This is a genomic window from Duganella qianjiadongensis, assembly GCF_009857915.1.
Lineage (GTDB): Bacteria > Pseudomonadota > Gammaproteobacteria > Burkholderiales > Burkholderiaceae_D > Rugamonas > Rugamonas qianjiadongensis.
The window spans coordinates 178,869-192,503 of sequence record NZ_WWCM01000010.1 but is presented as its reverse complement, the minus strand read 5'-3'; the positions used below and the strand labels follow the sequence as shown (position 1 = coordinate 192,503).

The window sequence follows — 13,635 nt, the reverse complement described above, 5'->3', positions numbered from 1 at the left end:
ATTGGCCGACTTTTGATGGTGCGAAGCAGCAATGAGCGAATCCCGTATATCCATGCAGCAAGCCTTGCGCAGTGCCATCTGGGCACAGCAGCTCACGCCCGAACAGATGGCGCGGGTGGAGGCGGATACGTTCGAAACCTTTGTACCTAAAGGCGGCTACGTGTGCCGCAAGGGCGAGATGGTGGAGAACTGGCTGGGCATTATGGATGGCATGGTGAAGATGACCAACTTCTCGGCCAATGGCAAAAGCGTGACCTTTTCCGGCGTGCCGCCCGGCGGCTGGTTTGGCGAAGGTTCGTTGTTAAAACGCGAAATTCTCAAATACGATGCCATCGCGTTGCGCGATAGCCGCATCTTGCGCTTGCCCATAGCCACTTTTCATTGGCTGCTGGAATCAAGTTTGCCGTTCACGCGCTTTTTGCTCATGCAGCTCAATGAGCGTCTGGGTCAATTTATCGGCATGGTGGAAAACGACCGCCTGCTCGATCCCGATACGCGGGTGGCGCGCTGCCTGGGCTCCATGTTCAACTCCCATCTGTTTCCGGGGCTGAATCCGGGGCCCGATAAGCTGATCCAGATTTCGCAGGAGGAGCTGGGCCTGCTGTCGGGCGCTTCGCGCCAGCGCGCCAATCAGGCGCTGCAACTGCTGGAAAGACAGGGCCTGCTGCGGCTCGATTACGGCGGCATCTGCATCCTCGATCTGGAAGGCTTGCGCCGCTATCAGGCCGACAGCAGCGCGGCGGCACGCTAGCCAAGGCCGCACGCGCTGCCGCACCGGCAGGCAATCGCGGTATGATTGCAGACAGCAAGGCCGCAGCAGCGGCACACCGGATAAAGAAACACCCATGCCTACAACTCATACTTCTGCCATCGTCGAGCGCATCGCGCGCTTGCGCGAGGCCATGCATCAGCAGCAGATCGATGCCCTGATGATTCCTTCTGCCGATCCCCATCTGTCCGAATACCTGCCTGCCCGCTGGCAGGGGCGCGAATGGCTGTCCGGTTTTACCGGCTCGGTCGGCACCCTGATCGTCACGCCGCAGTTTGCCGGCATCTGGACCGATGCGCGCTACTGGACGCAGGCCGAGCAGCAGCTGGCCGGCACCGGCATCAGCCTGATGAAGCTCACCTCTGGCGCCAGCGTGCAGTATGTGGACTGGCTGGCCGCCCATATGCAGGCTGGCCAGACGGTGGCGGTCGATGGCAATGTGCTGGGGCTGGCCATAGGCCGCCAGCTGGCGCTGGCCCTGCAGGCCAAAGACGTAACGCTGCGGACCGGGCTCGATCTGCTGCAGCAGGTGTGGACGGAGCGCCCCGGCATGCCGCAGGCGCCCGTGTTCGAGCACCTGCCACCGTATGCCACCCAGCGCCGCGCCGACAAGCTGGCCAGGCTGCGCGAGGCCATGCAGCAGCTGGGCGCACGCCTGCACCTGATTTCGGCGCTGGACGATATCGCCTATCTGTTCAATCTGCGCGGCAGCGATATTTCGTACAACCCGGTCTTTCTCGCTCATGCGCTGATCGAGCCTGAACAAGCCACGCTGTTTGTCACGGCGGGCAAAATCGATGCGGCCCTGAGCGCGGCGCTGGCGGCCGATGGCGTGAAACTGGCGCCGTACGAGCAGCTGGCAGCGCGGCTCGGCCAGCTGCCGGCCGATAGCACGCTGCTGATCGATCCGCGCCGCATCAGCTACGGCACGCGCCAGTGGATACCGGCTAGAGTGCACGTAATCGATGCCATCAACCCTGCCATCTTCGCCAAGTCGCGCAAGAGCGAGGCGGATCTGGTGCATGTGCGCGCTGCCATGGAACAGGATGGCGCGGCCCTGTGCGAATTCTTCAGCTGGCTGGAACAGACGCTGGCCGATGCGCAGCGCGGCCCGCTGACGGAACTCGATATCGACCGCGAAATTACCGCAGCGCGGGCGCGCCGTCCCGGCTTTATCAGCCCCAGTTTTTCCACCATCGCCGGTTTCCGCGCCAATGGCGCCAGCATGCATTACCGCGCCACGCCCGAGCACCATGCCGAGATCGAGGGCGATGGTTTGCTGCTGATCGATTCCGGCGGCCAGTATCTGGGCGGCACCACCGACATTACGCGGGTGGTGCCGGTAGGGCAGATGACGGCAGAGCAGCGGCGCGATTTCACGCTGGTGCTGAAAGGGATGATGGCGCTGTCGGCCACGCGCTTCCCGCGCGGCTGCAAGTCGCCCATGCTGGACGCGATTGCGCGCGCGCCCCTGTGGGCCGCCGGCATGGACTTCGGCCATGGCACCGGCCACGGCGTGGGCTACTTCCTGAATGTACACGAAGGGCCGCAATCGATTTCGCCATCGGCCATGCCGGAACCGCATACGGCCATGGAAGCGGGCATGATCACTTCCATCGAGCCTGGCCTGTACCGGCCCGGCCAGTGGGGCATACGGATAGAAAATCTGGTGCACAACCGGCCGGCAGGCCAGACCGAGTTCGGCGACTTCCTCGAATTCGAGACGCTGACCCTGTGCCCTATCGATACCCGCTGTGTGGAACTGGCGCTGCTGCGCGAGGACGAGCGGGCGTGGCTCAACAATTATCACGCCACGGTGCGTGCCCGGCTGGCGCCGCTGCTGTCCGGCGCTGCGCTGGCATGGCTGCAACTGCGCACGGAGGCCGTATGAGCGGCCGCGCCACCCGCGCCACGGCTGCCGTGGACCGTCTGAAAAAACGCAGCGGCAATAACCGCTATTCCATGTCGCGCACCGGCAGCGGCCATTACTTCCTGAGTGAAGGCGCGGGCGAGCCGCCACTGTGCGCAGCGCTGGAACTCGACGATTTCGTCGCCTTTGTGAACGGCATTGCACCGGCTGCGCCCAAGAGGGTCAGCAAACTCGACGTCGCCTTCGAAAAACAATTAGTCAAAAAAGCGCCTTAAGCGCACGGAAAGGTCAGTCCCATGCCCTCCATCGATATGCTGTTTGCCTACTGGTCGCACAAGGAGCTGGCGACCAATGCGGTGATCCTGATGAATCTGATCGGCGCCTTGCTACTGGGCCTGCTGGTGGGCTACGAGCGCTCCTACCATGGCCGCGCAGCGGGCATGCGCACCTACGGTCTGGTGTGCATGGCTTCGGCCGCGCTGACGGTGATCGGCGGCTATCCGGCCGACTGGTTCGGCGGCCACGGCACGGCCACGCTGGCGGTGTCCGACCCTACCCGTATCGTGCAGGGCATCGTTACCGGCATCGGCTTCCTCGGCGCCGGCGTGATCATGCGCGAGGGCTTCAATATTAGCGGCCTGACCACGGCAGCATCGATCTGGGCTTCGTCCGTGATCGGCGTGATGGTGGGCATAGGCTTCTATCTGGGCGCGATGGGGCTGGCCATGCTGTGCGCTGGCGCGATGATCTTCCTGACCAAGGTGGAAGCCTGGCTGCCGTCACGCCACGCGATCGCCATCACCATGCGCTTCAAGCAGGGCTTTATGCCGCAGGAGAAAGCGCTGCGCGCCATGGCGCTGCAGCGCGGCTACGAAATCGCCGGTGGCTCGCTGATGATAAGTGGCGAAGGCGGCATGCAGGAATGGCGCTTTGTGGCCATTGCGCTGAGCAAGGCCAGTGGCGCGCCGCTGGCCGTGCTGTCGGCGGAGCTGGCCGTGTTCGAAGGGATCGAGAGCTTCCAGCTGTCGCACGCCCGCAATTAGAGCCTGCTCATGACGACATTTACCTTGATCGGCGCGGGCCATGTGGGCCGCGTGCTGGGGCGCCTGCTGGCGGCGCAGGCAGGCTGGCAGCTACAGCAGGTGCTGACCCGTTCCACCGCCTCGGCCGAGCAGGCGGTGGCATTCATCGGCAGCGGTAGCGCCGTCGCCGGTTATGCGGCACTGGCGCCGGCCGATGTATTCATACTGGCCGTGGGCGATGACCAGATCGTGCCCGCTAGCGAGGCACTGGCGCAGGCCGTGGCGCTGGCAGGCAGCGTGGTATTCCATTGCAGCGGCGCGCTGGCTTCGGACCGCCTGCAGGCTGTGCGCGCGGCCGGTGCGGCAGTGGCCAGCGTCCATCCTATCCGCAGTTTTGCCGACCCGCAGGCCGTAGCACAGGCGTTTGCCGGCACCTACTGCGGCATCGAAGGCGATGCTGCGGCGCTGGCCGTGCTCACGCCGGCATTGCAGACCATAGGCGCCCAGCCGGTGCCCATCGATGCGGCGGCCAAGACCGTGTATCACGCGGCGGCCGTGTTTGCCAGTAACTATCTGGTGACGGTGCTCGATGCCGCGCTGCGGGCCTATCAGGCGGCCGGCATACCGGAAGCGGTGGCGCGCCAGCTGGTGCAGCCGCTGGCGGGCGAATCGATGGCGAATGTGTTCCGGCTCGGTGCTGCCACGGCGCTGAGCGGCCCCATTGCAAGGGGCGATATGGCAACTGTCGAGCGTCAATTGCAGGCCGTGCAGGCATGGCACCCGCCTAGCGGAGCGTTGTATGCCGCGCTGATCGCGCCCACCGCAGCGCTGGCACAGCGCAAAAAGGCGGACGCCAGCGGCGAGTGATGCCTGCTTACCACTGCCAGTCTGATCTTCTTGCAAATCACTATTGAGCGGGTATATTTGTGAAGAAGGGGAGTGTTAGCTCGGATAAGTAAAGCTGCCAACTTTGCAGTTTTATTGGTACGAATTCACAAATAAGTGGGCGGATTAGTCGACAAATCCACTAATTAGCAATAAGCTTGTCTCTTGGAATGTTTTCTTACAGAATCAGTTTTTGAGCCGGTGCGCCGAGGATAGGGGTTAGATCATGTTATTTCTGAAAAGTACCACCGTGACAAAAGCGCCAGGAATTTACGACGTGGATATCGCCGCCAAACCGCCGGGCAAGACCTTTGGCGTGTTCATGGCCACCGATCCGGATAATCCTCCTGCCGAAGTGCTGGCAGCGCTGGCAGCCATGGGCTTCAAGAATACCTACAGCGGCGGCTACACCCACAAGGATCGCGGCAAAGTGCTGGATCTGCATTTCCAGAAAGACGGCACCGACCTGTTCCAGGGCTGGAAGGCGGAAGAAATGGAAGCCAATATGGCGGCCATTACGGCGCTGTTCAGCGGCATCGGCATTACCATCACGCCACGTGTGATGAGTCTGGCAGAAGCCTACGCCTGATTGCACTCCGGTCTGTATCTGAAGGCGAGCCCGTGCGGCTCGCCTTTGTTTTTTCCGCTTCAGCGCTATCATCACGCTTATGGATTTATTCGCCGACGATACCAGCCTGCGCCAGATTCCCATCAGCGATGGCGAACTGTGGTTTGCCCCGCGTCTGCCGCTGGCCCTGTCGCCCGAGCAGGCCATGCAGCGCCTGCGCGATGAAACGGCATGGCGTGCCGAGCACATACAGGTATGGGGCAAGCTGCATCTGCAACCGCGCCTGATGGCATGGCATGGCGACGCCAGCTACCGTTATTCCGGCAAGACTTTTCACCCCCTGCCGTTCACGCCCTTGCAACGGGAACTGAAACAGGCGGTGGAACAGGCCACGGGGCGGCACTTCAACAGCGTGCTGCTCAACTTCTACCGCAATGAACGCGACAGCATGGGCTTTCATGCCGATGACGAGCCGGAACTGGGGCCGCAGCCGGCCATAGCTTCGCTCAGTTTCGGCGCCGCCCGCACCTTCATCCTGAAACACCGCCACAGCGGCCAGACCCTCAAGCTCGACCTCGGCGACGGCGCCCTGCTACTGATGGCCGGCAGCTTGCAGCAGCACTGGCAGCACGGCATCAACAAGCAGACCCGGCCCTGCGGCGAGCGCATCAACCTGACTTTCAGGAATATTCTGCGCACCCCTTAAGCCTCATCTAAGTTTTGAATAAGCCCTCTAGAGCCAATCTTTATTTGGCTTACATCATGTAACACTTCTTACTGATTCGGTGCGCACGCCACCGTCCTGCAGTGCTATCGTGACTACATCGCACTTCGCAGAACTGCGATCCCAGGCAAGTCCTTAATCATTTTTGCTGAAAGATCACGATCATGAAAAAAATTCTGTTTGCTGTAGCCGCTAGCGCTGCTGTTTTCGCCACTTCTTCCGCTTTTGCTGCCCCTGACGACGCCGGTACCGGCTACATCGGGCTGGGCGTAGTGGGCAGCCATTACAAATTCGATGTACCGAACGCCACCAGCACCACCGACCGCAGCGGCGATAAAGCCACCGGTAAAATCTACGCTGGCTACAACATCGACAAGACCTGGGCGGTGGAAGCCGGTTATACCGACTTCGGCAAGAAAGGCTATGACTACACGGTAGGCGGCGCTGCCGGCCACGTGCAGACTGACGCCTATTCCTACTATGCTGCCGGTAAAGGCACCTGGCCAGTCAACGAGCAGGTCGCCCTGTTCGGCAAACTGGGTGTGGCACGCAACCACAATGCCGTCAGCACCACCGGCATCGCTTCGGTCAGCGGCGGCGATAACAAGACCGCGCTGTACGCTTCGGTCGGCGCTGAATATGCCGTCAACAAGAACGTGAAGGTCTCGCTGGAGTACGAAAACTACGGCAAGAACAACATCGATCTGGGCCGCAAAAACGGCGCCATCACGGCTGGCCTGCGCTACAACTTCTAAGCGCAGCAGACAAAAAGAAAGCCACCTTGCGGTGGCTTTCTGCGTTTTCAAGGTCGCTTAGGTGGTCAGCGGCTTGTAGCGGATACGCTTAGGCTTGGCGCCTTCTTCACCCAGACGTTTCTTCTTGTCGGCTTCGTATTCCTGATAGTTACCGTCGAAGAAGGTCACTTGCGAATTGCCTTCGAAGGCCAGGATGTGGGTGGCGATACGGTCGAGGAACCAGCGATCGTGCGAGATCACCAGCACGGAACCGGCGAATTCCAGCAGCGCGTCTTCCAGCGCACGCAGGGTTTCCACGTCCAGATCGTTCGATGGTTCATCCAGCAGCAGTACGTTGCCGCCTTTGAGCAGGGTCTTGGCCAGATGCAGACGGCCACGCTCACCACCGGACAGATTGCCGACGATCTTCTGCTGGTCGGAACCCTTGAAGTTGAAGCGGCCCAGATAGGCGCGCGACGGCATGTCGAAGCGGCCCACGGTCAGCATGTCGGCGCCGCCGGAGACGTCGTCGAACACGGTCTTGTTGTCGGCGAGCTTGTCGCGGCTTTGGTCCACCAGCGAGATGCGGGCGGTCTGGCCGATCACCACTTCGCCGCTGTCCGGCGTATCCAGACCGGCGATCATCTTGAACAGGGTCGATTTACCGGCGCCGTTCGGGCCGATGATGCCGACGATAGCGCCCGGTGGAATGGTGAACGAGACGTTTTCCATCAGCAGACGGTCGCCGAAAGCTTTCGATACGTTCTTGAATTCGATCACGTCGTTACCCAGACGTTCGGCCACAGGAATGAAGATCTCCTGGGTTTCGTTACGTTTCTGGTATTCGTATTCGCTCAGTTCGTTGAAGCGGGCCAGACGGGCTTTCGACTTGGCCTGACGGGCTTTAGGATTCTGGCGCGACCATTCCAGTTCTTTGGCCAGCGCTTTCTGGCGCGCCGATTCATTGGCTTCTTCCTGCTTCAGACGGTTGGACTTCTGGTCCAGCCACGACGAGTAGTTGCCCTTCCATGGAATGCCGTGGCCGCGGTCCAGTTCCAGGATCCATTCGGCAGCGTTGTCGAGGAAGTAGCGATCGTGGGTAATGCCGACCACGGTGCCGGGGAAGCGCAGCAGGAACTGCTCCAGCCATTCCACCGATTCCGCATCAAGGTGGTTGGTCGGTTCGTCGAGCAGCAGCATGTCCGGTTTGGACAGCAGCAGCTTGCACAGCGCCACGCGGCGCTTTTCGCCGCCGGACAGCACGCCGATCTTGGCATCCCATGGCGGCAGACGCAGGGCGTCGGCAGCCATTTCCAGCTGCAGGTTCAGATTGCCGCCATCGGCGGTGGAGATGATGGCTTCGAGCCTAGCCTGTTCGGTGGCCAGCGCGTCGAAGTCGGCGTCTTCTTCCGCATAGGCGGCGTACACGGCTTCCAGCTTGGCCTGTGCTTCGAACACTTCGCCCAGCCCCGATTCCACTTCCTGACGGACGGTTTTTTCGGGATCGAGCTGCGGTTCCTGCGGCAGGTAGCCGATGTTCAGGCCCGGCATAGGCACGGCTTCGCCCTGAATGTCGGTATCCAGACCTGCCATAATTTTCAGCAAGGTCGACTTACCGGAGCCGTTCAGGCCCAGCACGCCGATCTTCGCGCCCGGGAAGAAGGACAGCGAGATATCTTTCAGAATCTGGCGCTTGGGCGGGACGATTTTGCCCACGCGGTTCATGGTATAGACGTAATTTGCCATTCAAATCTCGATAAAGTGTGAGGGATGCAATGAAATCCGGGAGAGGACGACAGGATACGATAAATCCCGCCGCCCGCCCACTATTTAGCGCGTTTGCTCTGCCACAGGCCTTCCGCCACATACAGCAGCAGGGCGGACCAGATGATGAGAAAACCGATCAGGCGCGTCTGCGGGAAAGCTTCGTGGAATACCCACACGCCCAGCAGGGCCTGCATGCTGGGTGACAGATATTGCAGCAGGCCCAGCACGGCCATGGGGATGCGTCTTGCACCGGCGGCAAACAGCAGCAGCGGTATCGCCGTGATCGGTCCGGCCGCTGCCAGCAGCCAGCGCGTGCTGTCGGCCGGCGTGTTGATAAAGGTGTTGGCGCCCTGGCTGGTCAGCCACAGCACATAGACGAGGGCGGCAGGGAACAGCAGCATGGTTTCCAGCGACAGCCCTTCCAGTGCCGCCAGCGCGGCGGTTTTGCGCAGCAGGCCGTAGCCGCCGAAGGTGATGCCTAAAATTAAGGCAATCCACGGCAGTTGTCCCGCCTGCCAGGTCAGCCACATAACGCCCGCGGCCGCCACGGCGATGGCCAGCCACTGGCCACGGCGCAGCTGCTCTTTCAGCACCAGCTGGCCCAGCAGCACATTTATCAGGGGATTGATGAAATAACCGAGGCTGGCATCGATCACGTGGCCGTTGTTTACCGACCAGATGTAGACAAACCAGTTGGCCGACAGCAGGGCGGCGGAAGCGATAAAACTGGCCAGCACGCGCGGCTGGCGCAACACCTTCGGCAGCCAGCCCCATTGCTGGCGCACGCTCAGCACGATGATCAGGAACAGCAGCGACCACAGCATCCGGTGCGCGAGGATTTCCATGGCCGGCACTGCGCTGATGGCGTGGAAATACAGCGGGAATATGCCCCAGCAGAAGAAGGACAGTGTTGCGAATAAGATACCGGTGTTCATGACAGACTGAGCGGGCGGGGATGTGGCGGTCGGCCATTATCGCTGAAATGGCGTAGCGCTGCTGCGGGCGGGGCGGAAAGCGGCGGAAAAGCACGCTAAAACTCGCTAGTCCGGGCACAGCGGCGTACACTGTCGTTATCGAAATATCGAACATTCCGTCATGCGAAATTCTCCTTGCCTTTTGCAAATAGTTGGCCTATTGTGCAATGCACCAAAACAACAACAGGTGCAATCTTGACCGAGCATCACAAGAAAAGCAGTCTCGCCGGACTTACGCTGGCGGCCGTGGGCATTGTCTACGGCGACATCGGTACCAGTCCGCTGTACACCCTGAAGACTATTTTTGACCCCGTGCATGGCCTGCAATTGAACGAGGCTAATCTGCTGGGGATTATTTCCCTGATTTTCTGGGGCCTGTCCCTGATCGTTTCGCTTAAATACGTGAGTCTGGTGCTGCGCGCCGACAACCGCGGCGAGGGCGGGATCATGGCGCTGATGGCGCTGGCGCTGAGTTCCGTTACCAAGCAGACGCAGCGCTGGCACTATGCGCTGATGCTGCTGGGCGTATTCGGCGCCACCATGTTCTATGGCGATAGCGTGATTACTCCCGCCATTTCCGTGCTGAGCGCGATCGAAGGTCTGGACGTGGCTGCGCCCGGTCTGGAACAGTACATCGTGCCGCTCACTATTATCGTACTGGTGTCGCTGTACGCCGTGCAGCACAAGGGCACGGCCGGTATCGGCCGCTGGTTCGGCCCTATCATGGTGATCTGGTTTGCCGCACTAGCCGTGATGGGCGTGATTAATATTCTGGCCGCGCCTGAAATTTTAACGGCGCTCAATCCCCTGCACGCGCTGCGCTTCATGTTCGAAAACCGCATGATTGCCTTCGTCGCACTGGGCGCCGTGGTACTGGCGTTTACCGGCGCCGAAGCGCTGTATGCCGACATGGGCCACTTCGGCAAACATCCTATCCGCGTGGCGTGGTTCCTGATCGTGTTCCCGGCGCTGGCGCTCAATTATCTGGGCCAGGGCGCACTGCTGCTGACCCGTCCCGAAGCCATTTCCAACCCCTTCTTCCAGCAGCTGGGCGCGTGGAGCGTCTACCCGCTGGTGGCGCTGTCGACGCTGGCCACGGTGATTGCTTCGCAGGCGACCATTTCCGGCACCTTCTCGATGACCAAGCAGGCCATCGCGCTGGGCCTGCTGCCACGCATGCGCATCATGCATACCTCGGCCAGCGAAATCGGCCAGATCTATATTCCGGCCGTGAACTGGCTGCAGCTGGCTGTCGTGCTGATGGCCGTGGTCGGTTTCGGTTCCTCGGAAATGCTGGCCGGCGCCTACGGTATCGCCGTCACGGCCACCATGCTGGCCACCACCGTGCTGACCTTCTTCGTGATCCGCTACCGCTGGAACCTGCCGCTGTGGCTGTGCATCGGTGCCACCGGCTTCTTCATCGTGATCGACGTGCTGCTGTTCTCGGCCAGCACGCTCAAACTGTTCCATGGTGGCTGGTTCCCTCTGCTGCTGGCGATTATCCTGTTCACCACCATGCTGACCTGGAAGCGCGGCCGCCAGCTGGTGTTCCAGAATCTGCAGAAGCACGCGATTCCGCTGGAAGAGTTCCTCTCTTCGCTGTTCGTGGCGCCGCCTACCCGCGTGTACGGCACCGCCATCTTCCTGCGTGGCGAGAGCGATGGTGTGCCGCACGCTCTGCTGCATAACCTGTCGCACAACAAGGTGCTGCACGAACGCGTGGTGTTCTTTACCGTCCACGTGGTGGAAGAGCCATGGGTGCCGGCCGAGGAGCAGGTGAAGATTACCGACCTTGGTCACCAGTGCTACCAGCTCAATGTGCACTACGGCTTCAAGGACGAACCCGATATTCCGAAAGCGCTGGCGCAGTGCGAACGTCTGGGCATGACCTTCGAGATGATGGAGACTTCCTTCTTCATCGCTCGCCAGACGGTGATCTCGACCCCGGGCTCCGGCATGGCAACGTGGCGCGAACACCTGTTCGTGGCCATGTCGCGCAATGCCCGCGGCGCCGCCGACTACTACCAGATTCCGACCAACCGGGTGATCGAACTGGGCACGCAGGTGGAAATTTAAGCCCGCTAGCGTGTTAAAAAGATGTAACTGAATGTAGTGACCGGGGCGCCAGCCCCGCTCTCTGCTACACTTCTGCTCCGTAGCGCCCGGGGGCGCACGGCTTACAACGAATACTCCTCGAAGGTGACCATGAAATCGATGTTTCAAATTGTGGCGGCAGCTGTTTGCGCGGCAGCCCTGACGGCATGTGGCGGCGGCGGTACCGATAAGACTCCGGTAACGCCTGTGATCGTGCAACCGGCTTATAAAGTGACGGAAACACTGGTTGGTACCGGTGCCGTGGCAGCAGCCGGTGATCTGGTCACCATCAATCTGGTGGGCTATCTGTACGACTCCACCAAGGCTGATTTCAAAGGCGCCAAAGTGGAAAGCTCGGTCGATACGGGCAAGCCGGCGGCACCGTTCACGCTGGGCGTGGGCAATGTGGTGACGGGCTGGGACCAGACCATCATCGGCATGAAAATCGGCGGCAAGCGCACTGCCATTCTGCCGGCCAATATGGCGTATGGCACCAGCTCGCGCGCAGCGGTAACCACCAACGGCATTACCTATGCCGCCATTCCGGCCAATAGCCCGCTGGTGTATGACTTCGAACTGGTCGACGTGACCAAGGGGATTATTCCGGCCGTGGTGCCACCGCCGACGACTCTGACCAGCCTCGATGTGGTGCTGGGTAGCGGTACGGCTGCGGCATCGGGCAAGACTTTGAGCGTCTACTACACCCTGTATCTGTATGACGGCACCAAGGCTAATCTGCGCGGCAACAAGATCGAATCGAATGTAGGCGGCAGCACCTTCGACTTCGTGCTGGGTGCCGGTAAAGTGATCGCAGGCTGGGATCAGGGTCTGGTCGGCATGCTGGCAGGCGGTACCCGTACCCTGACCATACCGCCTAGCCTCGCTTACGGTTCGGTTGCACAGGGCAATATTCCGGCCAACTCCACGCTGATCTTCGATATCCAGCTGGTGACGGTGAAATAAACCTGGGCGATGATGAAAGAAAAGGCAGCTTCGGCTGCCTTTTCTTTTTTAGCGCACCATATCGATGTGCATGATGCCGTCCTCGTCATACGGCTCGGTGACGGTGCGGAAGCCGTAGCCGCCGTAGAATTTTTCCAGATGGGCTTGCGCACCGATGCGGAAGCCATGGCCCGGATGCAGCGCTTCGGCCAGCGGAATGGCCTTGGCCAGCAAGGCGTGGCCGATGCCGCTGCCGCGCCCGGCCTGGGTAGTGAGCACCCGGCCCAGCGACATTTCCGCGTATTTCACGCCGGGCGGCACACAGCGCAGATAGGCCACCAGCGTGCGCACGCCGGCTATCTCGCGCCAGGCCATCAGGTGGTGGCAGAGCGGATCGCAGCCGTCGATGTCGGGATAGAGGCAGGTCTGTTCGAGGATGAACACCTGCTGGCGCTGCAGCAGTACCTGATACCAGTCGTGGCGGGGAATATCGTCAAACGCCAGCCATTGCCATTCAATCATCGCAGCTTCCTGTAGTGGGGAAAGCCTGATTGTAGGGCAAAGGCTGGCGCGATAGTAGCGGCAGCGGCTGTACAGCCGCTGCGGCGCGGCGCTTAAACGATGGTCAGGGTGACGTCGATGTTGCCGCGCGTAGCGTTCGAGTAAGGGCAGACGATGTGGGCAGCGGCTACCAGTTTCTCGGCCACGTCGCGCGCCACACCCGGCAGCGAGATTTTCAGTTCCACTTCGATGCCGAAGCCCGTTTCGATGGCGCCGATACCGACGGTGGCGTCGATAGCTACATCGGCTGGTACGGCGATCTTGTCGCGGCCGCCGACAAATTTCAGTGCGCCGATGAAGCAGGCCGAGTAGCCGGCGGCGAACAGCTGTTCAGGGTTGGTGCCCACGGCGCCGGCGCCGCCCAGTTCTTTCGGGGTGGTCAGTTTCACATCCAGTACGCCGTCCGACGAGACAGCGCGGCCTTCACGGCCACCGGTGGATTTAGCATTGGCGCGGTACAGAACTTGTTGGATCGACATGATGGTTTCCTTTTTAGATAAAAATACGTTGTTGGCGATTGTATAGCGTGCTATTTGATTTGCAATTCCGGACGTTTTCTTGCGTCCATGTGTGCAATATACATCGCGCAAAATTAAATAGCAAGCGATTTAATTGGAAATTTTTAAAATTCAGATTTTTTGCACTGGCCCGGGGTAGCGGGCCAGCGCAGCGTCCGAGGTGAGTAGCGTTGGTGTTGGTCACCGACGGGATGGATCGCGTACAGA

14 protein-coding genes are annotated in these 13,635 nt (G+C 60.8%); 10 read left to right on the top strand and 4 right to left on the bottom strand.

Going from position 1 to position 13,635, the window contains the following annotated elements; all coding sequences use genetic code 11:
* Nucleotides 1-31: 31 nt before the first annotated feature.
* The 8 genes from GTP27_RS15590 to GTP27_RS15555 all read left to right on the top strand — a co-directional run bounded on the left by GTP27_RS15590 (nucleotide 32) and on the right by GTP27_RS15555 (nucleotide 6,593).
* The gene (locus GTP27_RS15590; RefSeq protein ID WP_371865935.1) at nucleotides 32-751 is read left to right on the top strand and encodes a Crp/Fnr family transcriptional regulator; all 720 of its coding nucleotides are present in this window, start codon (nucleotides 32-34) and stop codon (nucleotides 749-751) included.
* Nucleotides 752-845: 94 nt separating this feature from the next.
* Nucleotides 846-2,660 (top strand): aminopeptidase P family protein, encoded by a 1,815-nt coding sequence (locus GTP27_RS15585; RefSeq protein WP_161040090.1) that lies wholly within the window; start codon nucleotides 846-848, stop codon nucleotides 2,658-2,660.
* Nucleotides 2,657-2,914 carry a hypothetical protein gene (locus tag GTP27_RS15580; RefSeq protein WP_161040089.1) on the top strand — a complete coding sequence of 86 codons (258 nt, stop codon included), beginning with the start codon at nucleotides 2,657-2,659 and terminating at the stop codon, nucleotides 2,912-2,914. Before GTP27_RS15585 ends, GTP27_RS15580 begins: the two co-directional genes overlap by 4 nt.
* Nucleotides 2,915-2,935: 21 nt before the next feature.
* Nucleotides 2,936-3,682 (top strand): MgtC/SapB family protein, encoded by a 747-nt coding sequence (locus GTP27_RS15575; RefSeq protein ID WP_161040088.1) that lies wholly within the window; start codon nucleotides 2,936-2,938, stop codon nucleotides 3,680-3,682.
* A 9-nt stretch (nucleotides 3,683-3,691) separates the two neighbouring features.
* Complete coding sequence (locus GTP27_RS15570; RefSeq protein ID WP_161040087.1) at nucleotides 3,692-4,528, top strand: Rossmann-like and DUF2520 domain-containing protein; 837 nt, start codon at nucleotides 3,692-3,694, stop codon at nucleotides 4,526-4,528.
* Between the two features lie 268 nt (nucleotides 4,529-4,796).
* On the top strand, nucleotides 4,797-5,135 hold the full coding sequence (locus GTP27_RS15565; RefSeq protein WP_371865934.1) for a hypothetical protein: 339 nt from the start codon (nucleotides 4,797-4,799) through the stop codon (nucleotides 5,133-5,135).
* A 79-nt stretch (nucleotides 5,136-5,214) separates the two neighbouring features.
* Nucleotides 5,215-5,820, top strand: coding sequence for an alpha-ketoglutarate-dependent dioxygenase AlkB family protein (locus tag GTP27_RS15560; protein WP_161040086.1), 606 nt, complete (start codon nucleotides 5,215-5,217; stop codon nucleotides 5,818-5,820).
* A gap of 182 nt (nucleotides 5,821-6,002) precedes the next feature.
* Nucleotides 6,003-6,593 (top strand): outer membrane beta-barrel protein, encoded by a 591-nt coding sequence (locus GTP27_RS15555; RefSeq protein ID WP_161040085.1) that lies wholly within the window; start codon nucleotides 6,003-6,005, stop codon nucleotides 6,591-6,593.
* A gap of 57 nt (nucleotides 6,594-6,650) precedes the next feature.
* Here the strand turns inward: GTP27_RS15555 and ettA are convergent, their stop codons facing one another.
* Complete coding sequence (gene ettA, locus GTP27_RS15550) at nucleotides 6,651-8,318, bottom strand: energy-dependent translational throttle protein EttA (RefSeq protein WP_161040084.1); 1,668 nt, start codon at nucleotides 8,316-8,318, stop codon at nucleotides 6,651-6,653.
* A gap of 80 nt (nucleotides 8,319-8,398) precedes the next feature.
* A complete protein-coding gene (gene rarD / locus GTP27_RS15545) occupies nucleotides 8,399-9,274 on the bottom strand; it encodes an EamA family transporter RarD (protein ID WP_161040083.1) in 876 nt (291 codons plus the stop codon).
* A gap of 234 nt (nucleotides 9,275-9,508) precedes the next feature.
* Here rarD and GTP27_RS15540 point away from each other — a divergent pair, with 234 nt between their 5' ends.
* Together GTP27_RS15540 and GTP27_RS15535 are read left to right on the top strand one after the other, a co-directional pair.
* Nucleotides 9,509-11,389, top strand: coding sequence for a potassium transporter Kup (locus GTP27_RS15540; protein WP_161040082.1), 1,881 nt, complete (start codon nucleotides 9,509-9,511; stop codon nucleotides 11,387-11,389).
* A gap of 129 nt (nucleotides 11,390-11,518) precedes the next feature.
* Nucleotides 11,519-12,370, top strand: a complete 852-nt coding sequence (locus GTP27_RS15535; protein WP_161040081.1) for an FKBP-type peptidyl-prolyl cis-trans isomerase — start codon at nucleotides 11,519-11,521, stop codon at nucleotides 12,368-12,370.
* A 48-nt stretch (nucleotides 12,371-12,418) separates the two neighbouring features.
* Here GTP27_RS15535 and GTP27_RS15530 read toward each other — a convergent pair whose 3' ends face one another.
* Nucleotides 12,419-12,871, bottom strand: a complete 453-nt coding sequence (locus tag GTP27_RS15530) for a GNAT family N-acetyltransferase (protein ID WP_161040080.1) — start codon at nucleotides 12,869-12,871, stop codon at nucleotides 12,419-12,421.
* 92 nt (nucleotides 12,872-12,963) lie between these two features.
* Nucleotides 12,964-13,389, bottom strand: coding sequence for an organic hydroperoxide resistance protein (locus tag GTP27_RS15525; RefSeq protein ID WP_161040079.1), 426 nt, complete (start codon nucleotides 13,387-13,389; stop codon nucleotides 12,964-12,966).
* Nucleotides 13,390-13,635: the final 246 nt, after the last annotated feature.